We start from the raw sequence: 22610 nt of genomic DNA, 5'->3' as shown, positions 1-22610 counted from the left end.
CGGATGGTAACAAAAGCGTTCGAGGGCGTCAGCCGCCAAGTTCGGAGAAGCCGGTCAGGAAGTGTGGACCGATGTAACGCTCGGGCAATTCGAATTCGTCACGGTACTCAACCTGCACCAGATACAGACCGAATGGATGCGCCGTCACGCCACCGGAACGTCGAATCCGGCTCTCCAGCACCTCTTTCATCCACTCCACCGGACGCTCACCGGCACCAATGGTCATCAGCACACCGGCAATGTTGCGCACCATGTGATGCAGGAAGGCGCTGGCGCGAATATCCAGCACGATCATCTTGCCATGACGGGTGACACGCAGGTGATGCAGTTCCTTGATCGGCGACTTGGCCTGACACTGACCAGCGCGGAAAGCACTGAAATCATGGGTACCCAGCAGATATTGAGCGGCCTCGGCCATGCGCTCGACGTCCAGCGGACGGTGATTCCAGGTCACTTCTTCGTTCAGATGCGCCGGGCGGATCTGATCGTTGTAGATCACGTAGCGATAACGCCGGGCGATGGCCTTGAACCGCGCATGGAAATGCGCCGGCATGACCTTGGCCCAACTGACGCTGACGTCATGGGGCAAGTTGATGTTGGCGCCCATGGTCCAGGCCTTCATCGAACGCTCGACCTGGGTGTCGAAGTGCACCACTTGTCCGCAGGCGTGCACACCGGCGTCGGTACGCCCCGCGCACATCAGCGAAACGGGTGAGTCGGCGACTTTGGACAAGGCGTTTTCGAGGGTTTCCTGCACGGTGAGCACCCCGGACGCCTGGCGCTGCCAGCCGCGATAGCGCGAGCCTTTGTATTCAACGCCCAGCGCGATCCGGAAAAAGCCGTCGGCTGCCATTTCGGCGGCCGGGTTATCTATATTTGCCAAGGAGGGACAGCCTGCTGATGTACGCAAAGGCGGGCATTATAAGGCTGACTGGAGGGGATGCCAGTACAACCGATGATGCTGTAGTGAATGTAATGGCCTCTTCGCGGGCAAGCCCGCTCCCACAGGTTTTGTGAACGCCACAGAACCTTGTGGGAGCGGGCTTGCCCGCGAAGAGGCCACAGCAAACGACATCAATTCATCGGCCAAACAAAAACGGCAGCCTCAATGGGCTGCCGCTCTGCTTGCAACGTAGCGAACACTCAAGCCAGACGCGAAAGCATCTCCCTGGCTTCGCTCTTCTGCTCGGCACTGCCTTCGCTTACCACCTCATTGAGGATGTCGCGCGCACCGTCGCTGTCTCCCATGTCGATATAGGCCTGAGCCAGATCGAGCTTGGTCGCGGCTTCGTCAGTACCCGAGAGGAAGTCGAAGTCATCATCGCCACCCAGCGCAGCATCAGCTTCGGTAAACGTCGGCTCGCCGATGCTGCTGGACAAGCTCTCCAGCTCGGCGTTGACATCATCCAGCTCGGCTGCGAACGCATCCGGCACGTCCATTTCGTCGGCCAGCGACAGATCGAAATCGGCCGGCAATTCCAGATCGTCCAGTGCAACCTCAGGAACAGTCGGGGTCTCGGCAACCGGGAAATCTTTCACGCCTTCGTCCAGGTCCAGCAGGAAATCGTCTTCTGCAAGCATCGCTGGCGACGGTTGCGCGCCGAGATCCAGGTCCAGGTCGAAGTCCGACAGGTCGTCGAGGCTTTCCTTGATTTCAGTCTGTTGCTGCAACACCGACTCAAAACTCAGATCGTCGTCCAGCGGGAATTCGTCCAGATCTGCCAGCGCCGCCACTTCGGGCTCCGGAGCAGGTGCAGGCGCCACAGGCGTAATCGCGTCCAGATCATCCAGGCTCAGGTCGAAGGCGCTGTCGAGGTCATCCTCGAGCGGCGCAGGCTCTGGCGCCGGTGCTTGCGGCTCATCGAGCAACAGATCCTTGACGTATTGCGCGTCCAGTTCGGCAGCAACGGCGGCTGCGGCGATGCCACCGGCAGCAACCAGCGCCATCGCAGGGAAGCGGCTTTTGAGCTTTTCAACCTTGGCGAAGTTGTCGCCATTGGCCACCAACTGACGCTCCTGGCCGACGAACGCATCGCGGTCGCCTTGCTGGCCGTAGACTTCCATCAACTTCAAGCGCAAGTCGCTACGCTGAGGCTCTTGCTTGACGCCGTCCTCCAGCAACGCGGCAGCCTGGTTCAGACGACCGGCATTGATGTGCGACTGAGCCTGGCCCAGCACGTCGTCGGAACGCTCGCCAGCTGGAGCCACCAAAGGCGCGGCGATCGGCGTGGTCATCACGACTGGCGCAACGACCGGCGCTGGCGCAGGAGCAGGCGTCGGTGCAGTCGCCAGCTTCACACTCGGCGACGGAATTTCCAGACCTTCAAAGCTGCTTTCCGGCAGGTCGAGATCGGCTGAGAATTGCTGCTCTTCGGCCAGGGCACGCGCCATGCGCATATGCTTCTCGGCTTCTTGCTGGGCCTTGCGTCGGCGTGCCAGCAACAGCAGCAGAAGCAACAACACCACCGCACCGCCACCCACCAGGCCCAGCAGCACCGGGTTGGTCAGCAACTCATTGAATTTCTGATCGTCGGCTGCCGCCGTTGTCGCCTCGGCGGGCTTCTCGGTCGGCGCCGGAGTTGCCTCGGGAGCTGGCGCAGGAGCAACCGCTGCAGTGTCTGCCGGAGCAGGTGCCGCCGCCGGGTTGGGAGCCAGCTCGGCCGACATCGCCGGAGCCGTCGCAGCCGCTGGCGCACCGCCCTCGGCCTGCAACTTGGCCAGTTGATTGTTCTTCAGCTCGATCAGGCGCTGCAGCTTGTCCACCTGGCTTTGCAGATCGGCCATGCGGCTTTGCAGTTCGGCGTTATCACGACGACTGGTGTCGAGGCTTTCCTGGGTCAATGCCAACTTGTTGCTGAGGGCCTTGGCATCTCCGGCAGCCCCTTTGCCACGGTTCTTGCCGGACTCGGCAGAAACCAGGCTCAGCTTGTCAGTCGCGGCTTGCGTCGCCCCCCCTTCAGCCCGCGGACGCTTGGTGGCGTCGAGTTGCTGCTGCCCTGCCCCGGGTTTCGCCACATAACGACGACCCTGGCGCCAGGCCGTGTTCTGTGCGGCCACTTCGGCAATAGCCTTGGGCTGCGGCAGGCTGGTGCTCTGCGCCGAGTCGGGCAGGCGCAGCACCTGGCCGGTTTTCAAGCGGTTGATGTTGCCGTCGATGAAGGCGTCCGGGTTCAGCGCCTGGATGGCCAGCATGGTTTGCTGGATCGAACCGCCGTTACGCGCCTTCGCGGCGATTTCCCACAGGGTATCGCGCGGCGTGGTGGTGTATTGGGACGCTTTGGTCGCACCGGTAACCGGCGCGGCGACGGATTGAGTCGGTACAGGCTGGGCAGCCGCCTCGGCGGTTTGCGGGGAAAATTTCGATGGATCGAGCAGCACACTGTAGTCGCGCAGCAAACGGCCGTTCGGCCACATGACCTGAACCAGGAACTTCACCATGGGTTCGGAGAGTGGCTTGCTGGAGGTCACGCGCAGGATGCTTTTGCCGCTGGCGTTAAGCACCGGGGTGAAGGTCAAGTCATTGAGAAACGCCTGGCGGTCGACACCGGCCTTGGCGAAATCGTCTGGTGAAGCCAGGCTCGGCACCACTTCGGCGGCGGTGAGATCCTTGACATCGAGCAGCTCGATTTCCGCCACCAGCGGCTGGTTGAGCGTCGATTTCAGGGTCAGCTCCCCGAGCCCGAGGGCATGCGCCATACCGGAGGACAGCGCCGAGGCGGCCGCTATTGCTAACACCAGTTTGCGAACTTGAACCATTAGCTCATCCTTAGTTTGAACATTCCTCGGCCAGCGAGAAGGTATTGATAGTCGCTGCCGTAAGGCATTGCGCGCAACGGCGAGGGTCGTCGCGCGCGGTCATTTCGTTGATGCCCCGGAAAGCCCCGCAGAGTGGCTCGCCTTCAGCACTCCGGCAAGCATAGGCTCGCCCGGAATCATTCGACAAATTGTTGCAAAGTATCTTTTACAGCAGGTCTTTTATCAACAACTCGGCCAACTGCACGGCGTTGAGCGCTGCGCCTTTGCGTACGTTATCTGACGTTAGCCACAAATTAAGTTCCGACAGGTCGTCGATACCATGGCGCACCCGACCAACGTAGACCACATCCTGCCCTACCGCATCGCCCACCGGGGTCGGGTAATCGCCGGCTTCCACCAGTTCGATACCGGGTGCGTCTTCCAGGGCAGCATTGATTTTCGCCAGGTCAATTTCACTCGCGGACTGCAGAGTCACGCTAAAGCTATCGCCAAAAAACACCGGGGCTTGAATGCAAGTGACGGAAATCTTCAATGAAGGTCGCGCCATGACCTGGCGCAGCTCACGGACCAGGCGTTTTTCCAGCAGCGTATGACCTTGCTCATCCGGTTTTCCGACCTGAGCCAACAGGTTGAAGGCCATCTGCCGATCAAAGAATTTCGGCTCCAGCGGCCGCACATTCAGCAGTTCGGCGGTTTGCCGGGCCAGCTCACTCACGGCTTCGCGGCCCTGGGCCGATACCGCCAGGCTGGCGGTCAGGCTGACGCGTTGCAAATCGAGTAACTCCATCAGCGGCGCAAGCACCACTGCCAGCGTGGTGGCCGACGGACTTGGGCTGCTGACCTGAAACGGTTTTTTCAAACTGGCCAACACCTGAGCGTTGGCCTCAGGCACGACCTGCGGCGCCTTTTCGGCTGGCAAAGCACCGGACAGATCGATCACCGAGCAACCGGCATCGGTCGCACGGGAAGCAAAACTCAAGGAAACAGCGGGGCCGGCGGCAAAAAATGCCAACTGCACCTTGCTGAAGTCGAACTCATCGACTTCCCGTACCCGCACATTCTTGCCGCGAAACGGTACGGAACTGCCGGCCGACTCGCTGCTGGCCAACAGGTGCAGATTGCCGACCGGGAAGTCGCGCTCTTCAAGAATCTGCACGAGCGTTTCGCCGACAGTACCGGTGGCGCCGATCACGGCAATATCAAAGGACTGGCTCATGGTTCTACCTCTGGCGAAACGGGGGGAGCGGCACTTTACCGGGTGGTTCATGGTGAGGCAATTGATCGGCGAAACCTTGTAGCAGCTGCCGAAGGCTGCGTTCGAGGACGAAGTCCTCGCCTTGGGGGATCCCCTATCATTCAGGAAGACCACGCATTCAGGAAATACGGCTGCTGCGCAGCCGAACGCAGGCTTCGCCAGCTGCTACAGAAATTATCGACGCGCATAAAAAAACCCGCACCTCTTTCAAGGCGCGGGTTCTTTCATTGCTTCAGCCAATCAACGCTCGAGCAGGATCCGCAGCATGCGACGCAGCGGTTCGGCCGCGCCCCACAGCAGTTGGTCGCCGACGGTAAACGCACCGACAAATTGCGAACCCATGTTCAGTTTGCGCAGACGGCCAACCGGGATGTTCAGGGTGCCGGTGACCTTGTTCGGGCTCAGTTCCTGAATGCTGGTCTCACGGTTGTTCGGTACCAGCTTGACCCAAGGGTTGTGCTGGCTGATCAGCCCTTCGATATCGGCGATCGGCACGTCTTTGTTCAGCTTGATGGTCAGCGCCTGGCTGTGGCAGCGCATGGCGCCGATGCGCACGCAGATGCCATCCACCGGGATCGGGCTCTTGAAACGACCGAGGATCTTGTTGGTCTCGGCTTGGGCCTTCCACTCTTCGCGGCTCTGGCCGTTTGGCAGTTCCTTGTCGATCCACGGGATCAGGCTGCCGGCCAGCGGTACGCCGAAGTTTTCGGTCGGGTACGCGTCGCTGCGCATGGCTTCGGCAACACGACGGTCGATGTCGAGGATCGCGCTGGCCGGATCGGCCAGTTGATCGGCGACAGAGGCGTGGGTCGCGCCCATCTGCTTGATCAGTTCACGCATGTTCTGCGCGCCGGCACCGGACGCCGCCTGATAGGTCATGGCGCTCATCCACTCCACCAGGCCAGCTTCGAACAGGCCACCGAGGCCCATCAGCATCAGGCTGACGGTGCAGTTGCCGCCGATGTAGTTCTTGGTGCCCGCATCCAGTTGCTGGTCGATGACCTTGCGGTTCACCGGGTCCAGAACGATCACCGCGTCATCCTGCATGCGCAGGCTGGAAGCGGCGTCGATCCAGTAACCCTGCCAGCCGGCTTCGCGCAGCTTGGGGAACACTTCGCTGGTGTAGTCGCCGCCCTGACAGGTCAGAATCACGTCGAGGGTTTTCAGCTCTTCAATGCTGTAAGCGTCCTTGAGCGGAGCAATGTCCTTGCCCACGGACGGGCCTTGGCCACCGACATTGGAAGTGGTGAAAAACACCGGCTCGATAAGATCGAAATCCTGCTCTTCCAGCATCCGCTGCATGAGCACGGAACCGACCATACCGCGCCAACCGATCAGACCTACACGTTTCATCGCAACTACACCTTCTTGAAATGTGGGCCGCTACCTTGTCTTGAATTTGGCAGCGGGCCCGAGAGATTACAGATTCCGCAGCGCGGCGACTACTGCGTCACCCATTTCCTGCGTACCGACTTTAGTGCAACCGGCCGACCAGATGTCACCGGTACGCAAGCCCTGATCCAGCACCAGGCTGACGGCTTTCTCGATGGCATCGGCCGCGGCCTGCTGGTTGAAGCTGTAACGCAGCATCATCGACACCGACAAAATGGTCGCCAACGGGTTAGCAATGCCTTTGCCCGCGATGTCCGGCGCCGAGCCGTGGCACGGCTCGTACATGCCCTTGTTGTTGGTGTCCAGGGACGCCGACGGCAGCATGCCGATGGAGCCGGTGAGCATCGAGGCCTGGTCGGACAGGATGTCGCCGAACATGTTGTCGGTGACGATCACGTCGAACTGTTTTGGTGCGCGCACCAGCTGCATGGCGGCGTTGTCGACGTACATGTGGCTCAGTTCGACTTCAGGATAATCCTTGGCCACCTGCTCGACCACTTCGCGCCACAACTGGCTGGAAGCCAATACGTTGGCTTTGTCCACCGAGCACAGCTTCTTGCCGCGCACCATGGCCATATCGAAGCCGACACGGGCGATGCGGCGGATTTCGCTTTCGCTGTACGGCAGGGTGTCGTAGGACTGACGCTCGCCGTTTTCCAGGGTACGGGTACCGCGTGGTGCGCCGAAGTAGATACCGCCGGTCAGTTCGCGAACGATCAGGATGTCCAGCCCGGCAACGATTTCCGGCTTCAGGCTGGAAGCCTCGGCCAGTTGCGGGTACAGGATCGCCGGACGCAGGTTGCCGAACAGGCCCAGTTGCGCACGGATTTTCAGCAGGCCGCGCTCAGGGCGGATGTCACGTTCGATGGCATCCCATTTCGGGCCGCCAACGGCGCCCAGCAGTACGGCGTCGGCCGCACGGGCACGTTCCAGAGTCTCGTCGGCCAGCGGCACGCCGTGCTTGTCGATGGCCGCGCCGCCGATCACGTCGTGGCTCAGCTCGAAGCCCAGGTCGAACTTGTCGCTGGCCAATTCCAGAACCTTGACCGCTTCGGCCATGATTTCCGGGCCAATACCGTCACCTGGGAGAATCAGAATCTGCTTGCTCATGCTTTCCTCATGTATTCAGTCGGTGCGCCATCAGACGGCGCGCCCGGAAAAATGCTTATCGTTCTGCCATCAGCACCAGCACATCTGTACTGAACGAACCATCGGCCTCAATCTCAAAATATTCGCGTACTTCGTTGCCCATCGACTGCTGCAACTCGCGGATCGCCGCGCGCATCACTTCAGGTGTGCGCATGCGCTCGACCCAACTGTTGTACTCCAGGCGCAAACGCTGACGGGTGGTACTGCGTGTATGCAGACCCGCCTCGCTGACCTGGCGCAACCACTCGCCGGCGGAATAATCGCGCACATGGCTGGTGTCGCGCAGCACTTCGACGCTTTGCAGGTAAGTGTCGAACAACGGGCTGCCCGGTGACAACACGTCGATGAACGCCGCCACACCGCCCGGCTTCAGTACCCGGCGCACTTCCCGCAGGGCCACCCCGAGATCGCTCCAATGGTGCGCCGAATAGCGGCTGAAGACGAAATCGAACTCGCCATCGGCGAACGGCAGGCGCTCGGCGGCACCGTTGACCGTGGACACGTTAGCCAAACCACGCTCGGCAGCAGCGGCGGCCACCACGTCGAGCATCTGCTGCGACAGGTCGTAGGCCACCACTTCTTTCACCAGGGGCGCCACATGAAAGCTCACGTGACCGGCGCCGCAACCCAGATCCAGAACCCGCGCCTCGCCCTGCCCCGCCAGTTCAGCTTGTAGCAGTGCGAATTCAGTGCCTTGAGCGTGGACGGCGCTGCTCAGGTAGGCCGCGGCCTGTTCACCGAATTGCTTCTGGACTACCTGGGTGTGCTGGGCGGTGCTGGTCATGGGGACTTCCTTTTGGGGTTTAGGCTGGTGTCGTCTGAACTGCCGTCTTCGCGAGCAAGCCCGCTCCCACAGGGGTTTTGTATACGCCACAAAGCCAATGCGGGAGCGGGCTTGCTCGCGAAGAGGCCGGCCCTGACTACATCAATCTCGGATCAATCAAGCGTCGCGAAACAACCAGGGCTGGCTGGCACGGTGTTTGGCCTCAAACGTCGCAATCGCATCGCCGTCCTGCAAGGTCAGGCCGATATCGTCCAGGCCGTTAAGCAGGCAGTGCTTACGGAAGGCATCGATTTCGAAGCTCAAAACCTTGCCGTCAGGACGGGTCACGGTCTGGGCTTGCAGATCAACCTGCAACTGGTAGCCCGGATTGGCCTCGACCTGCTGGAACAGCTCATCGACTTCGGCATCGCTCAAGATGATCGGCAGCAAGCCGTTCTTGAAGCTGTTGTTGAAGAAGATGTCGGCGTAGCTCGGCGCGATGATGCTGCGGAAACCGTACTCTTCCAGTGCCCACGGCGCGTGTTCACGGCTGGAGCCGCAACCGAAGTTTTCGCGGGCCAGCAAAACGCTGGCGCCTTGGTAACGTTCGGCGTTGAGGACGAAGTCCTTGTTCAGCGGACGCTTGGAGTTGTCCTGATAAGGTTGCCCCACATCCAGGTAACGCCATTCATCGAACAGGTTCGGGCCGAAACCCGTGCGCTTGATCGACTTCAAAAATTGCTTGGGAATGATCTGGTCGGTGTCGACATTGGCACGATCCAAAGGTGCGACAAGTCCAGTGTGCCGGGTAAAAGCTCTCATGATTACTGCGCTCCCTGGATCATTTCACGAACGTCGACGAAACGACCGTTTACGGCGGCGGCCGCGGCCATGGCCGGGCTGACGAGGTGAGTACGGCCACCGGCGCCCTGACGGCCTTCGAAGTTACGGTTGGAGGTCGATGCGCAATGCTCACCGGACTCCAAACGGTCCGGGTTCATCGCCAGGCACATCGAGCAGCCCGGCTCACGCCACTCGAAACCGGCTTCGAGGAAAATCTTGTCCAGGCCTTCCGATTCGGCCTGCGCCTTCACTAGACCCGAGCCCGGCACCACGATGGCCTGCTTGATGGTCGAGGCCACTTTGCGGCCCTTGGCGATCACGGCCGCAGCACGCAGGTCTTCGATCCGCGAGTTGGTGCAGGAGCCGATGAACACACGGTCGAGCTGAATGTCGGTAATCGCCTGATTAGCGGTCAAACCCATGTATTTCAAGGCTCGGACGATGGAATCACGCTTGACCAGATCCATTTCCTTCGCAGGATCCGGCACATTCTGATCGACCGCCAACACCATTTCCGGCGAGGTGCCCCAGCTGACTTGCGGCTTGATTTGGGTCGCGTCCAGCTCGACAACCGTATCGAACACGGCATCAGCGTCGGACACCAGGTCTTTCCAGGCTTCGACAGCCAGATCCCATTCCGCGCCTTTCGGAGCAAATGGACGGCCCTTCACGTAGGCCACGGTCTTTTCGTCAGCCGCTACCAGGCCTACGCGAGCGCCGGCCTCGATGGACATGTTGCAGATGGTCATGCGGCCTTCGACGGACAGGTCGCGAATCGCGCTACCGGCGAATTCGATGGCGTGGCCGTTACCGCCGGCGGTGCCGATCTTGCCGATCACGGCGAGGACGATGTCCTTGGCGGTCACGCCGAACGGCAATTGGCCTTCGACGCGTACCAGCATGTTTTTCATTTTCTTGGCGACCAGGCACTGGGTGGCGAGCACATGCTCGACCTCGGAAGTGCCGATACCGTGCGCCAACGCGCCGAATGCGCCGTGGGTCGAGGTATGGGAGTCGCCGCAGACCACGGTCATGCCGGGCAAGGTGGCGCCCTGCTCCGGGCCGATGACGTGGACGATGCCCTGGCGAACGTCGTTCATCTTGAACTCGACGATGCCGTATTCATCGCAGTTGTCATCGAGAGTCTGGACTTGCAGACGCGAGACCTGGTCAACGATGGCGTCGATGCCGCCCTTGCGCTCCGGCGTGGTCGGTACGTTGTGATCCGGGGTCGCGATGTTGGCATCGATGCGCCATGGCTTGCGCCCGGCCAGACGCAGGCCTTCGAAGGCTTGCGGCGAGGTCACTTCGTGGATGATGTGACGATCGATGTAGATCAGCGCAGAGCCATCGTCGCGCTGCTTGACCAAATGCGAATCCCAGAGCTTGTCGTAGAGCGTTTTGCCGGCCATCAGACGGTTTCCTCATCAGCTTGTTTCTATGCCCCGGGCCTTGAATGACTCAATAACCCCTTGGCTTGTGAGGTCGATCCTATGGGGTTACATTAAATAACTCAAATTCATATTTTTTATGCTTTGGATAACCGACTGGAATACAACCATGGATCTCGCCAACCTCAATGCCTTTATAGCCATCGCCGAGACCGGGAGCTTCTCTGGCGCGGGCGAACAGCTGCACCTGACCCAACCGGCGATCAGCAAACGCATCGCCGGGCTTGAGCAGCAATTGAAGGTGCGGTTGTTTGATCGTCTGGGCCGGGAAGTCAGCCTGACCGAGGCTGGCCGCGCCCTGCTGCCGCGCGCCTATCAGATTCTGAATGTGCTTGATGATACGCGCCGCGCCCTGACCAACCTCACAGGTGAAGTGACCGGCCGTCTGACCCTGGCTACCAGTCACCATATCGGCCTGCACCGTTTGCCGCCCTTATTAAGGGAATTCACCCGACGCTACCCACAAGTGGCGCTGGACATTCAGTTCCTCGATTCAGAAGTGGCCTACGAGGAAATTCTCCATGGCCGTGCCGAACTGGCGGTCATCACCCTCGCGCCGGAACCCCATGCACTGGTCAAGGCCACCCCGGTTTGGGACGATCCGCTGGATTTCGTGGTCGCCCCGGAACATTCACTGCTCAACAATGGCAAAGTCAGCCTGTCGGACATCGCCCGACACCCGGCAGTATTCCCCGGCGGTAATACTTTTACTCACCATATCGTGCAGCGGCTGTTCGAAGCCCAGGGCCTGACGCCAAATATCGCCATGAGCACCAACTACCTGGAAACCATCAAGATGATGGTCTCGATCGGCCTGGCCTGGAGTGTTTTGCCGCGCACCATGCTCGATGACCAAGTGGCGCGCATACCTTTGCCGGGCATACAACTCACTCGCCAGCTAGGCTATATCCTGCACACAGAAAGGACACTGTCGAATGCTGCACGAGCCTTCATGGCCTTGCTGGATGCTCAACTCGATCTGCCAGGGAATCGAGGCTAACTTGTGCTACTCCTATAGAGCCGCGAATACCTGTACCAAACGCCCATTCAGCCTAAGGCTTGCCAATGCCCAAATCTGTTGACCGTATTCCACCAATGCCGCGCATACAGGCACTTGACCCGAAAAGCTCCGAACAGAGCTGGGAAAGTGCCCCGCAATTGTTGGCCGCGCTCAACGGCGCGCGCCTGGGCGCCTGGTATTGGGACATCGAGCGCGGGCAGATCAGTTGGTCCCGAGGCACGCAGGCGCTGTTCGGCTTCGATCCCCGGAAACCCTTGCCGTCGGATCTGGAGTACCTCGACCTGCTGCCCCCGGAAGATCGCGCGAAAACCCTTCGCGCGTTTCATGCGGTCATCGCTGGCGCGCCACTGGAACAAGCGATGCATCACCGCATCCGCTGGCCCGATGGCAGCCTGCACTGGCTGGAAATCAACGGCAGCCTGTTGCCGGACAAGCACGGCAGGCCACGGATGATCGGCGTAATCCGCGAGATTACCCACCAGCGCCAACGCGAACAGGCGTTGAGCAGCTCGGAAAAACGCTTCGCCACCCTGTTTCACCTGTGCCCGAACATGGTCCTGCTGACACGCCAGGAGGACGGCCTGATTAGCGAAGCCAACCAGTACTTCGAAAGCCTGTTCGGCTGGCCGGTGCAAAACGCCATCGGCCGCACCACCCTGGAACTGGGCCTGTGGGTGCACCCCGAGCAGCGGGCTGAACTGGTCAAGGCCACCAAAGCCAAAGGCGAACTGGTCAGCATGGAAGTGCAGTTTCGCGCCAGCAATGGCCAGATCCACGACGGCATCCTCAGTGCGCAAAAAGTCGAGCTCGAAGGCCAGCCCTATCTATTGAGCACCTTCCTCGACACCACCGAACGCAAAGTCGCCGAACATGCCCTCAAGGACAGCCAGGAACGCCTCGACCTGGCCCTGGACTCGGCGCAACTCGGCACCTGGGACTGGCACATTCCCAGCGGTATGCTCTACGGGTCGGCACGGGCCGCTCAATTGCACGGCCTGGAAGCCAAACCCTTTCACGAGTCCTTCGACGAGTTTTTCGAAGGCGTGCCCGGTGAAGAACGCGACACCATGCGCGACGCTTACCGCAGCCTGCGTGAAGGCCCGGCCGGCAACTATCAATTGACCTACCGCGTGCAACTGCCCGACGGCAGCTCGCGTTACCTGGAAAGCCGCGCCCGCCTCTACCGCGATGAAAACGGCGTGCCGGTGCGCATGGCCGGCACCCTGCTCGACATCACTGACCAGGTGGAGCGCGAACAACAACTGGTGGCCTCCGAAGAAAAATTCGCCACGCTGTTCCAGGTCAGCCCCGATCCGATCTGTGTCACCCATCAGGACAGCGGCCAGTTCATTGAAATCAACTCCAGCTTCACCCAGACCTTCGGCTGGAGCACCGCCGATGTGATCGGCCGCAGCGCCGACGAAATCGGCCTGTGGGACGCTTCGGCGAAAAGCCTGCGACGGATCGAACAAGTCATCCGCGAACAAGGCCTGAACAACGTGGCCATTCTCGTCCAGCACAAGGACGGACAGGTCCTGACTTGCGTGATTTCCAGCCGCCAGATCAGCGTCGGCGACCAGCCCTGCATCGTCACCACGCTACGCGATATCACCCAGCAACAGCGCTCGGAAGCGGCACTCAAGGCCAGTGAAGAAAAATTCGCCAAGGCCTTTCACTCCAGCCCCGACGCCATCACCATCACCGAGCGCGATACCGGACGCTATCTGGAGGTCAACGACGGTTTCTGCCGCCTGACCGGTTATCGCGCCGAGGAAGTGGTAGGCCGCACGGTGTATCAGGTCGGGATATGGGCTGAAGAAAAACAACGCTCGGCGCTGCTCGCCGAATTGCAGATCAAGGGTCGGGTTCATCACCAGGAAATGCTCGGGCGCAACAAGCGCGGCGAACTGCTCACCGTCGAAGTCTCGGTGGAGCCGATTACCCTTAACGAAACCGCCTGCCTGCTGCTGACCGCGCGAGACGTCAGCCTGCTGAAAAACGCCGAAGCACAGATCCGCCACCTGGCCTACCACGACCCACTGACCAACCTGCCCAACCGCGCCCTGCTGATGGACCGCCTGAGCCAGCAAATTGCCCTGCTCAAACGCCACAATTTACGTGGTGCGCTAATGTTCCTCGACCTCGACCACTTCAAGCACATCAACGACTCCCTCGGGCACCCGGTGGGCGATACCGTGCTGAAAATCATCACCGCGCGCCTGGAGGCCAGCGTGCGCATGGAGGACACTGTCGCGCGTCTGGGCGGCGACGAGTTCGTGGTGTTGCTCAGCGGCCTCGAAGGTTCACGCAGCGAGGTCAGCAATCAGGTGCGCGAACTGGCCGACACCATCCGCGAGCTGCTGTCCGAACCGATGTTCCTCGACGGCCAGCGCCTGCAAGTGACACCAAGTATCGGCATTGCACTGATCCCCGATCACGGCTCGACCCCGACCGACCTGCTCAAGCGTGCCGACATCGCGCTCTATCGCGCCAAGGACTCGGGTCGCAATACCGCGCAGATGTACCACAACACCATGCAGAAGGCCGCGAGCGAACGTCTGCGCATGGAAACCGACTTGCGCCTGGCTCTGTCCCGGGGCGAGTTTCGCGTGCATTACCAACCCCAGGTCGACGCCCGCGGCGATCGCATCGTCGGAGCCGAGGCACTGGTGCGCTGGAATCATCCGGAGCTGGGTGCGCAGTCCCCCACCGAGTTCATCAAGGTGCTGGAAGACAGCGGATTGATTCTGGAGGTCGGCACCTGGATCCTCGACGAAGCCTGTCAGGCGTTCAAGCAATTGATCGACCGAGGCCTGGTGAACCCGTACAAATTCAGCCTGTGCGTGAACATCAGCCCGCGCCAGTTCCGCCAGAACGATTTCGTCGAGCGCGTCGAAAACAGCCTGTCCAGCTATGGCCTGCCCTGCTCTCTGTTGAAGCTGGAAATCACCGAAGGCATCGTGATCCAGAACCTGGAAGACACCATCGGCAAAATGCGCCGCCTGAAAAAACTCGGTGTGAGCTTCGCCATGGACGACTTCGGCACCGGCTATTCCTCGCTGACCTACCTCAAGCGCTTGCCGGTCGATACCCTGAAAATCGACAAGTCGTTCATCCGCGACGCCACCAGCGACCCGAACGACGCCGAGATCATCCGCGCCATTGTCGCCATGGCCCACAGCCTGGACTTGAAGGTGATTGCCGAAGGGGTGGAAACAGCGGAGCAGCTTGAGTTCTTGCAGGGGCTGGATTGCCATTTTTATCAGGGCTATCTGCACAGCCAGCCGTTGCCGGTTGAGGAGTTTCAAAAACTCCTGAAATAACCCATCCCTGTAGCAGCTGGCGAAGCCTGCGTTCGGCTGCGAAGCAGTCGTCAAGCCAGACTCCGCGGTGTTTCAGGAGCATTTGGCACACAAGTTTTACGACTGCTTCGCAGCCGAACGCAGTCTTCGCCAGCTGCTACAGGGTATGCGTAAAATAAAAAAGGGCGCCGCAAGGGCGCCCTTTTCATTGCTCTGGCTTAGTGCTGCAGAGCCGGTTTTTGCGTCCCGTTGATCGGGATGCGCTTGGCTTTCGCCTCTTCCGGAATCACCCGCAGCAGGTCGATACTCAACAGACCGTTGCTCAGGCCGGCAGCCTTGATTTCGATGTGGTCCGCCAGACGGAAGGACAGTTTGAAGGCACGTTGCGCAATGCCCTGATACAGATAAGTGACGTCTTCGTTCGCGTCGCGCTTACCGCCACTGATGGTCAGCACACCCTTCTCGACTTCGAGCTCCAGGTCTTCTTCCTGGAAACCAGCCGCTGCGATGACAATACGGTACTGGTCGTCGCCGTGTTTTTCCACGTTATAGGGTGGATAGCTGCTGCCTGGCTCGTTGCGCAGGGCGGTCTCGAACAAATCGTTGAAACGGTCGAAACCTACCGAGGAACGGAACAGTGGGGCCAGGGAAAATGTAGTAGCCATGATTCAAATCTCCTGAAAACAATCAGCAAGGTTTTTTGTCTCCGCGACCCGAATTCGGCATCGCGTATTCCTTAGATAGGGACCGCTGATTACATTTCAAGAGATTATTTGCTGTTTTTTAAAAAGAGTTTCAGGCCGCTTCCGCCACCGGCAGACCCAGCAAACGCGAGACGCTATCCAGCTCGGTCTCACGACGCAGCATGGTGAACAGCTCCACCGCCTCGGGATAATTACGCGTCAGCATTGCCAGCCATTGCTTCAGGCGACCCGGCGATTGACGAGCTGTCATCTGTGCCTTGGCCTGCAACCAGAAGTCCTGGATCAGTGGCAGCAACTCGGCCCAGGTCATCTCGACGACCTCTTCGCCGGCCCGCGCCGCGGCAATTTGCCGGGCCAGATCCGGACGCGAAACCAGGCCACGACCGAGCATGATGTCTTCCACGCCGCTGATCTCGCGGCAACGGCGCCAGTCTTCGACGCTCCAGATATCACCGTTGGCGAACACCGGCACCTTGACCACGTCCTGCACGCGCGGGATCCACTCCCAGTGCGCCGGCGGCTTGTAGCCGTCGACCTTGGTCCGCGCATGCACCACGATGTGTTCCGCACCGCCTTCGGCCAGGGCCGTGGCACACACCAGCGAACCGTCCGGGCTGTCGAAGCCCAGGCGCATCTTGGCGGTGACCGGAATGTGCGCGGGGACGGCGCGACGGACATGCTCGACGATCTGGTTGAGCAGCTCGGGCTCCTTGAGCAGTACCGCGCCCCCACGGGACTTGTTGACGGTCTTGGCCGGACAGCCGAAGTTCAGGTCGATTACTTCGGAACCCAGCTCGCAAGCCAGCGCGGCATTTTCTGCCAGGCACACCGGATCGGAACCGAGCAGTTGCACACGCAGCGGCACACCGGAGGCAGTCCTGGCACCGTTGAGCAACTCCGGGCCGAACTTGTGGAAATAGGCAGGTGTCAGCAACTGGTCGTTGACCCGAATGAACTCGGTCACGCACCAGTCAATACCACCCACGCGGGTCAGCACATCGCGCAGGATGTCGTCGACCAACCCCTCCATGGGCGCCAAAGCAATTTGCATGGAAAACACACTCAAGGAAAAACGTGCGGCAGTTTACTGGGTTTCAGGGAAAATCTGCAGAACATCGCAAATCCATTGTGGGAGCGGGCTTACTCGCGAAAGCGTCGTGTCAGCCAACATCTAATTTGCTGACACAATGCATTCGCGAGCAAGCCCGCTCCCACATGGAATCAGGGTTGCACCAACTCCTGCACCCGGATCGCCGGGCCATAGCCCTCGATGAATTCTGCCGGCATGCGCTTGGGCTTGCCGGTGGACAGCTCGATGCAGACGAAAGTGGTCTGCGCCCGCAGCAACGTCGAATTATCGCTGGGGCGCTTCAACTGGAAGTGCCGGGTCATTTTCAGGCGCTGGTCCCAATCAACGATCCAGGTCGCCAATTGCAACTCATCATCCTCATAGGCTGCCGCCAGGTAATCGATCTCATGCCGCACCACCGCCATCGCCCGGTCCAGCCGCCGATACTCGACCAGGTCCAGGCCAAGGCGCTGGGAGTGGCGCCAGGCGCAGCGTTCGAGCCAGGTCACGTAGACTGCGTTGTTCGCGTGCCCCAACCCGTCAATGTCCTCGGCGCCCACTTGCAGATCAATGATAAATGGCGTTTCCCGATCCCAGCCCATGCCCGACTCCCCGGTCAGATAATTTCGACCGGGGCAGTGTAACGGAAGCTCAGGCGGATTGGCGTGATTGCAGACTGCGCCCGGCCAGCAGTGATAACACGCCATCAATCATCCGAGGGTCAGCCAGTACTCGCTGATGGCCGCCGTCCTTCAAGCGCAACAAGCGGCTGTCGAACCACGCTTCGTGGATCAATTCCGACTCGCTGACGGGGACAAAGTTGTCATCTTCGGCGTGAACGATCAGGCCTGGCATGTCGAGTTGATAGTGCGCAACATCCAGCATTGCGGCACGCATGCCGACATCCTCCTCCACCTGGCGAATGAACGCCGAGCGAGCCTTCGGCGGTAGCCCCACATAACGGGCGAAACCACGCAGTACGCCGAGAATCCGCGCCGGCGCGGCAATGCTGACCAGGGTCTCTGTACGCAGGCCCAACTGGACCGCGAGCATGGCACTGGCACCGCCCATGGAGTGTCCGATGACCGCTTGCAAAGGTGGCAATTCGGCAGCAGCTTCAAGCATGGCACGAGCAAACAACACCACATTGGCCTCGCTGCCCGGTGAGCGACCGTGAGCCGGACCATCCAGGGCGATGACGGAGTAACCGCTATCAACCAGCGCGGTGATGAGACTGGCAAACTGTGTCGGCCGACCTTCCCAGCCATGCATCAGCATCACTGCCGGGCCTTGCCCCCAGCGCAGGGCCGAAAGACCAAACCGCAGGGTAATGCGCTCGGACCTCGCCAACAGCGGCAGCTCCCAGTCACGGGGCGGCAGATCCCGCGGTGTCATGAAGGCCAGTCGCATTTTGCTTGCGACCAGTTTCGGGGCAAACCAGCCCAAGGTGCCATTAACGCCACGAACCCACTTTAACGCGCTCATCGCATTCTCCTCAGGCCGCAGCCTTCAGGTCAACGCACTGCCGATTTGGCGGCGCGCAGTAATCGATCGGATAACTCTCCCGGCCCCAGCGCCCGCGCCAGAGCCAGCCCACCCACCATCAAGGCCATATCGGCCAGGGCTTTTTCGGTTTCTTCAGGACTGGCCGCCAACTGCGCGACCATCATTTCCACATGTTCATTCAGAGCGACACGAAACGCTTCCGGCAGCCGCCCCAGTTCGCCAACCGATGCCGGGATCGGACATGCCGATTCGGAGGAGTCACGATGCTTGCGCGACAGGTAAAACGCTGCCACCAACGCGCGACGCTCTTCGCCGGTCAACTCCGCGTCCATGTCGGCAATCAGGTCGCGGCGATGACTGAGCAATTGCTTGAACGCCTCGAGCATCATCGCGTCCTTGCTTTCGAAGTGTGCGTAGAAGCCGCCGACCGTCAGGCCTGCCGCCCCCATCACTTCGCCCACGCTTGGCTCGGCCGGGCCACGCTGAATCAGCGCTGCGCTGGCAGCCTTGAGGATGCGTTCGCGGGTTTGAGCTTTTTTATCGTTCATCGTTGCCTCCGAATATTACGATTGAAATATTATTCTCATAATAAATTTTAGCAAGTCATGAGTGTGACCGCTGGTCTGAAGAACAGTTTTTTTGGAAATGGAGGAATTTGGCCAAACGCCAGACAAACAAAAGGGCCATTCAATAATTGAATGACCCTTATAAAATCCCGCAGAGCGGGTAATCGTGGCGTCCCCTAGGGGACTCGAACCCCTGTTACCGCCGTGAAAGGGCGGTGTCCTAGGCCACTAGACGAAGGGGACACAAACCCTTCTATACAACTGATCAGTGCTGAGAGCTGATCGATTCAAGGCCGGTGTGGCCAGACCTTGAACTGTAAAATTGGTGGAGCCAAACGGGATCGAACCGTTGACCTCCTGCGTGCAAGGCAGGCGCTCTCCCAGCTGAGCTATGGCCCCGTATTTTTCGCCTCGCGGCGGAGCGACATCTTGCAACATCGCTTCTGTAAAACTGGCGTCCCCTAGGGGACTCGAACCCCTGTTACCGCCGTGAAAGGGCGGTGTCCTAGGCCACTAGACGAAGGGGACGCAAACCCTTCTATACAACTGATCAACGCTGAGTGTTGATCGCTTCAAGGCCGGTGTGGCCAGGCCTTGAAGTGTAAATTGGTGGAGCTAGACGGGATCGAACCGTCGACCTCTTGCATGCCATGCAAGCGCTCTCCCAGCTGAGCTATAGCCCCTCATCGTTGATGTCATCGCTGAGGACGGGGCGAATCTTAAGGGTGTATCGAAAGCCTGTCAAACTTATTTTTCAAAAAATTTAAAATTTTTTGCCGACATAACAATCACTTACCACCCTCCCCCCGGAAATCCGGGGCATATCCGCCCCTGTAGCAACTGCCGCAGACTGCGTTCGAGGGCGCAGCGCTCGTGATTCGGACACTCCGTCGTTTCAGACAGATTGCGTCAAGGCCATCGGGGCCGCTTCGCAGCCCAACGCAGCCTGCGGCAGCTGCTACAGGGTAACGGTGGGAATCAGGCGATAGCACCCAACAGCTTTTCCCACTCTTTGTTTTCTTTCTTCGACACACCGCCCAACAGGTCGATGGCCTGGCGCAGACGGAAACGGGTCAGGTCCGGACCGAGAATTTCCATCGCGTCGAGCACCGACACCGAGCTGGCCTGGCCAGTAATCGCGGCGAACATCAGCGGCATGGCATCACGCAGCTTCAGTTCCAGGGATTCGACCACGGCCTGGATGGTGGCGGTAATGCTGTCTTTCTCCCACTGACGCAGGCTTTCGAGCTTCCACAGGATCAACTGCATCAACTGCCGGACCTGATCGCCCGAGAGCTTCTTGGATTCGAACAGTTTGGCATCCGGATTCACGCCACCGGCAAAGAAGAACCCGGCCAGCGGTGCAACCTGGCTGAAGGTCTCGACCCGGCCCTGCACATGCGGAGCGATCTTCATCATGTATTCGGAATTGAACGCCCACTTCTGCACGCGCGCGGCGAACTCTTCCACCGGCAGGTCACGCAGCCATTGGCCGTTGAGCCACGACAGTTTCTCGATGTCGAAGATCGGCCCGCCGAGGGACACGCGCTTCAGATCGAAGTTGTCGACCATTTCCTGCAACGAGAACTTCTCGCGCTCGTCCGGCATCGACCAGCCCATGCGCCCCAGGTAGTTGAGCATCGCTTCCGGCATGAAGCCCATGCGCTCGTAGAACGTTACCGAAGTCGGGTTCTTGCGCTTGGACAGCTTGCTCTTGTCCGGGTTACGCAGCAGCGGCATGTAGCACAGCTCCGGTTGTTCCCAGCCGAAGTACTCGTAAAGCAAGATCAGCTTCGGTGCCGATGGCAGCCATTCTTCGCCACGCAGCACGTGGGTGATGCCCATCAGGTGATCGTCGACCACGTTGGCCAGGAAGTATGTCGGCAGGCCGTCAGTCTTCATCAGGACTTGCATGTCCATGCGGTCCCACGGGATCTCAACGTCGCCACGCAGCATGTCCGGCACCACGCAGACGCCTTCGCTCGGTACTTTCATGCGGATAACATGGGGCTCGCCGGCCGCCAGACGACGGGCAACTTCTTCCTTGGACAGCAGCAGCGCACGGCCGTCGTAGCGCGGGGTTTCGCCACGGGCCATCTGCTCGGCGCGCATCTGGTCCAGCTCTTCGGCGGTGCAGAAGCATGGGAAGGCATGGCCCATGTCGACCAGTTGCTGGCAGTACTTCTGATAAATATCGCCGCGCTCGCTCTGACGATACGGACCGTGCGGGCCGCCGACGTCCGGGCCTTCGCTCCAGTCGATCCCCAGCCAGCGCAAGGCGTCGAAAATCTGCTGTTCGGACTCGCGGGTCGAACGCAGTTGGTCGGTGTCTTCGATCCGCAGGATGAACTCACCGCCGTGCTGCTTGGCAAAGCAGTAGTTGAACAAGGCGATGTAGGCGGTACCTACGTGGGGATCCCCGGTAGGCGATGGCGCGATGCGAGTGCGGACGGTGGTCATGGCATGTCTCGAAAAGATAAAAAGCGAAGTTCAAAGCGAACTTCAAACAAGAGCCGAATGGTAACAGGCGACACAGGCCACGCTCCAGTGAACAGGGCATTTAAGCCAAGGTTGCGTCTGTAACACCCGTATGGTGCGGCGAATGGCCGAATATCAGCCGATGGCATTTACCGTTTATCGGGTGTATGCCAGATTTGCCTGCTGATAACTTCCCTTACAATTTCTCGACTACAGTTTGCCTCATGCCTGCCCAAATCAAGCGTCGCCTCTTCACATTCCTGCTGGTTGTCCTATTGATCGCCGGGGGCCTGCTTGCCCATTGGTTCTTCAAGGGGCGCTTTTATGAAAGCACCGACAACGCCTATGTCCAGGGCGAGATCACCCGCGTGTCGAGCCAGCTGGGGGCGCGCATCGATCAAGTGTTGGTGCAGGACAACCAGCATGTCGAGAAAGGCCAGTTGCTGATCAAACTCGAAGGCGACGACTTCCGCCTCGCTGTCGACCGCGCCAATGCTGTTTTGGCCACCCGCCAGGCCGAGCGCCTGCAAGCCCAGAGCAAACTGACCCAGCAAGCCAGCCTGATTGCCGCCAGCGAGGCACAAGTCGCGTCCAGCCAGGCGAGCCTGGGTCGCTCGCAGATCGACCTGACCCGCGCCGAAACCTTGCGTAAACCCGGTTACGTGTCGGAAGAACGGGTGACCACCCTTTCCGCCGACAACCACATTGCCCGTTCGCAAGTGGCCAAGGCCCAGGCCGACGCGCAAAGTCAGCGCCAGCAAGTCAATGCACTCACCGCAGAGATCAAACGCCTTGACGCGCAAATCGCCAACGCCAGGACCGATCTCGCCCAGGCCGAACTGAACCTGACCCGCAGCGCAATCCACGCCCCCATCAGCGGCCTGATCGGCCAGCGTGCCGCCCGCGAAGGCCAATACGTGCAGGCCGGCGCTTACCTGTTGTCGATCGTGCCGGACGAAGACATCTGGATTCAGGCCAATTTCAAGGAAACCCAGATTGGCCATATGCAGCCCGGCCAGGAAGCCGAACTGACCTTCGACGCCTATAGCGACACCCCGATCAAGGCCCGGGTCGACAGCCTGTTCGCCGCCTCGGGCGCGCAGTTCAGCCTGTTACCACCGGACAATGCCACGGGCAACTTCACCAAAGTCGTACAACGGATCCCGGTAAAACTGACTTTCGCTGCGGACAACCCGTTGCGCGGCAAGATTCGTCCGGGCATGTCGGTCACCGCCAAGGTGAACATCAAGGACGCCCCTGAAGATGTCACCCCCAAAGTGAGCAACAAAGACACCCCTGACGATGGCCGGTGATCAACTGATCCGCCCGGCCGGCGAACCGACCCGGCGGGACTG

At 60.2% G+C, this 22610-nt stretch carries 17 protein-coding genes and 4 tRNA genes; 3 read left to right on the top strand and 18 right to left on the bottom strand.

The annotated features are described in order from the left end of the window. Positions 1 to 28: 28 nt before the first annotated feature. From truA to leuC, 8 genes are all read right to left on the bottom strand, one after another. Positions 29 to 853: a tRNA pseudouridine(38-40) synthase TruA gene (gene truA, locus PMI28_RS14470; RefSeq protein ID WP_033063335.1), complete on the bottom strand. Its 825-nt coding sequence runs from the start codon at positions 851 to 853 to the stop codon at positions 29 to 31. Positions 854 to 1143: 290 nt separating this feature from the next. Continuing rightward, complete coding sequence (locus tag PMI28_RS14475; protein WP_007986963.1) at positions 1144 to 3756, bottom strand: FimV/HubP family polar landmark protein; 2613 nt, start codon at positions 3754 to 3756, stop codon at positions 1144 to 1146. A 205-nt stretch (positions 3757 to 3961) separates the two neighbouring features. Continuing rightward, positions 3962 to 4972 (bottom strand): aspartate-semialdehyde dehydrogenase, encoded by a 1011-nt coding sequence (locus tag PMI28_RS14480; protein WP_007986961.1) that lies wholly within the window; start codon positions 4970 to 4972, stop codon positions 3962 to 3964. Between the two features lie 279 nt (positions 4973 to 5251). Beyond that, the gene (gene asd / locus PMI28_RS14485) at positions 5252 to 6364 is read right to left on the bottom strand and encodes an aspartate-semialdehyde dehydrogenase (RefSeq protein ID WP_007986960.1); all 1113 of its coding nucleotides are present in this window, start codon (positions 6362 to 6364) and stop codon (positions 5252 to 5254) included. A gap of 66 nt (positions 6365 to 6430) precedes the next feature. Further along, on the bottom strand, positions 6431 to 7513 hold the full coding sequence (leuB, locus tag PMI28_RS14490) for a 3-isopropylmalate dehydrogenase (RefSeq protein WP_007986958.1): 1083 nt from the start codon (positions 7511 to 7513) through the stop codon (positions 6431 to 6433). A 55-nt stretch (positions 7514 to 7568) separates the two neighbouring features. Then, the gene (locus PMI28_RS14495; protein WP_007986955.1) at positions 7569 to 8336 is read right to left on the bottom strand and encodes a class I SAM-dependent methyltransferase; all 768 of its coding nucleotides are present in this window, start codon (positions 8334 to 8336) and stop codon (positions 7569 to 7571) included. A 156-nt stretch (positions 8337 to 8492) separates the two neighbouring features. Beyond that, the gene (leuD, locus tag PMI28_RS14500; protein ID WP_007986954.1) at positions 8493 to 9137 is read right to left on the bottom strand and encodes a 3-isopropylmalate dehydratase small subunit; all 645 of its coding nucleotides are present in this window, start codon (positions 9135 to 9137) and stop codon (positions 8493 to 8495) included. A gap of 2 nt (positions 9138 to 9139) precedes the next feature. Further along, positions 9140 to 10570, bottom strand: coding sequence for a 3-isopropylmalate dehydratase large subunit (leuC, locus tag PMI28_RS14505; RefSeq protein WP_007986951.1), 1431 nt, complete (start codon positions 10568 to 10570; stop codon positions 9140 to 9142). 148 nt (positions 10571 to 10718) lie between these two features. On the opposite strand from leuC, the gene PMI28_RS14510 reads away from it, so the two are divergent. Both PMI28_RS14510 and PMI28_RS14515 read left to right on the top strand, forming a co-directional pair. Further along, on the top strand, positions 10719 to 11609 hold the full coding sequence (locus PMI28_RS14510; RefSeq protein ID WP_007986949.1) for a LysR family transcriptional regulator: 891 nt from the start codon (positions 10719 to 10721) through the stop codon (positions 11607 to 11609). Between the two features lie 65 nt (positions 11610 to 11674). Beyond that, on the top strand, positions 11675 to 14953 hold the full coding sequence (locus PMI28_RS14515) for a sensor domain-containing protein (RefSeq protein WP_007986947.1): 3279 nt from the start codon (positions 11675 to 11677) through the stop codon (positions 14951 to 14953). A gap of 197 nt (positions 14954 to 15150) precedes the next feature. On the opposite strand, the gene PMI28_RS14520 is transcribed toward PMI28_RS14515, so the two are convergent. The 10 genes from PMI28_RS14520 to gltX all read right to left on the bottom strand — a co-directional run bounded on the left by PMI28_RS14520 (position 15151) and on the right by gltX (position 21237). After that, a complete protein-coding gene (locus tag PMI28_RS14520) occupies positions 15151 to 15597 on the bottom strand; it encodes an Hsp20 family protein (protein ID WP_007986945.1) in 447 nt (148 codons plus the stop codon). 130 nt (positions 15598 to 15727) lie between these two features. After that, positions 15728 to 16687: a tRNA dihydrouridine synthase gene (locus PMI28_RS14525; protein WP_007986943.1), complete on the bottom strand. Its 960-nt coding sequence runs from the start codon at positions 16685 to 16687 to the stop codon at positions 15728 to 15730. 170 nt (positions 16688 to 16857) lie between these two features. Further along, positions 16858 to 17307 carry an acyl-CoA thioesterase gene (locus tag PMI28_RS14530; protein ID WP_007986942.1) on the bottom strand — a complete coding sequence of 150 codons (450 nt, stop codon included), beginning with the start codon at positions 17305 to 17307 and terminating at the stop codon, positions 16858 to 16860. Positions 17308 to 17356: 49 nt separating this feature from the next. Beyond that, positions 17357 to 18190, bottom strand: a complete 834-nt coding sequence (locus PMI28_RS14535; protein ID WP_007986940.1) for an alpha/beta fold hydrolase — start codon at positions 18188 to 18190, stop codon at positions 17357 to 17359. Positions 18191 to 18219: 29 nt separating this feature from the next. Beyond that, a complete protein-coding gene (locus tag PMI28_RS14540; RefSeq protein WP_007986938.1) occupies positions 18220 to 18759 on the bottom strand; it encodes a TetR/AcrR family transcriptional regulator in 540 nt (179 codons plus the stop codon). A 185-nt stretch (positions 18760 to 18944) separates the two neighbouring features. Then, positions 18945 to 19020, bottom strand: a tRNA-Glu gene (locus PMI28_RS14545). Positions 19021 to 19100: 80 nt separating this feature from the next. Continuing rightward, positions 19101 to 19176 (bottom strand) — tRNA-Ala (locus tag PMI28_RS14550). 53 nt (positions 19177 to 19229) lie between these two features. Next, positions 19230 to 19305, bottom strand: a tRNA-Glu gene (locus tag PMI28_RS14555). 79 nt (positions 19306 to 19384) lie between these two features. Continuing rightward, a tRNA-Ala gene (locus tag PMI28_RS14560) sits at positions 19385 to 19460 on the bottom strand. 295 nt (positions 19461 to 19755) lie between these two features. Continuing rightward, the gene (gene gltX / locus PMI28_RS14565) at positions 19756 to 21237 is read right to left on the bottom strand and encodes a glutamate--tRNA ligase (RefSeq protein WP_007956429.1); all 1482 of its coding nucleotides are present in this window, start codon (positions 21235 to 21237) and stop codon (positions 19756 to 19758) included. A 242-nt stretch (positions 21238 to 21479) separates the two neighbouring features. Between gltX and PMI28_RS14570 the strand changes: the two genes are divergently transcribed. Beyond that, positions 21480 to 22568, top strand: coding sequence for an HlyD family secretion protein (locus tag PMI28_RS14570; protein WP_007986936.1), 1089 nt, complete (start codon positions 21480 to 21482; stop codon positions 22566 to 22568). The last annotated feature ends 42 nt before the right edge of the window (positions 22569 to 22610 follow it).

Origin of the sequence: Pseudomonas sp. GM48, assembly GCF_000282335.1 — a bacterium.
Taxonomy (GTDB): Bacteria; Pseudomonadota; Gammaproteobacteria; order Pseudomonadales; family Pseudomonadaceae; genus Aquipseudomonas.
This window is presented reverse-complemented; position numbering and strand designations above follow the sequence as displayed.

Coding starts and splice junctions, on each gene's coding strand:
- truA (WP_033063335.1), bottom strand. CDS start 853: ATGGCAGCCGACGGCTTTTTCCGGATCGCGCTGGGCGTTGAATACAAA.
- PMI28_RS14475 (WP_007986963.1), bottom strand. CDS start 3,756: ATGGTTCAAGTTCGCAAACTGGTGTTAGCAATAGCGGCCGCCTCGGCG.
- PMI28_RS14480 (WP_007986961.1), bottom strand. CDS start 4,972: ATGAGCCAGTCCTTTGATATTGCCGTGATCGGCGCCACCGGTACTGTC.
- asd (WP_007986960.1), bottom strand. CDS start 6,364: ATGAAACGTGTAGGTCTGATCGGTTGGCGCGGTATGGTCGGTTCCGTG.
- leuB (WP_007986958.1), bottom strand. CDS start 7,513: ATGAGCAAGCAGATTCTGATTCTCCCAGGTGACGGTATTGGCCCGGAA.
- PMI28_RS14495 (WP_007986955.1), bottom strand. CDS start 8,336: ATGACCAGCACCGCCCAGCACACCCAGGTAGTCCAGAAGCAATTCGGT.
- leuD (WP_007986954.1), bottom strand. CDS start 9,137: ATGAGAGCTTTTACCCGGCACACTGGACTTGTCGCACCTTTGGATCGT.
- leuC (WP_007986951.1), bottom strand. CDS start 10,570: ATGGCCGGCAAAACGCTCTACGACAAGCTCTGGGATTCGCATTTGGTC.
- PMI28_RS14510 (WP_007986949.1), top strand. CDS start 10,719: ATGGATCTCGCCAACCTCAATGCCTTTATAGCCATCGCCGAGACCGGG.
- PMI28_RS14515 (WP_007986947.1), top strand. CDS start 11,675: ATGCCCAAATCTGTTGACCGTATTCCACCAATGCCGCGCATACAGGCA.
- PMI28_RS14520 (WP_007986945.1), bottom strand. CDS start 15,597: ATGGCTACTACATTTTCCCTGGCCCCACTGTTCCGTTCCTCGGTAGGT.
- PMI28_RS14525 (WP_007986943.1), bottom strand. CDS start 16,687: ATGCAAATTGCTTTGGCGCCCATGGAGGGGTTGGTCGACGACATCCTG.
- PMI28_RS14530 (WP_007986942.1), bottom strand. CDS start 17,307: ATGGGCTGGGATCGGGAAACGCCATTTATCATTGATCTGCAAGTGGGC.
- PMI28_RS14535 (WP_007986940.1), bottom strand. CDS start 18,190: ATGAGCGCGTTAAAGTGGGTTCGTGGCGTTAATGGCACCTTGGGCTGG.
- PMI28_RS14540 (WP_007986938.1), bottom strand. CDS start 18,759: ATGAACGATAAAAAAGCTCAAACCCGCGAACGCATCCTCAAGGCTGCC.
- gltX (WP_007956429.1), bottom strand. CDS start 21,237: ATGACCACCGTCCGCACTCGCATCGCGCCATCGCCTACCGGGGATCCC.
- PMI28_RS14570 (WP_007986936.1), top strand. CDS start 21,480: ATGCCTGCCCAAATCAAGCGTCGCCTCTTCACATTCCTGCTGGTTGTC.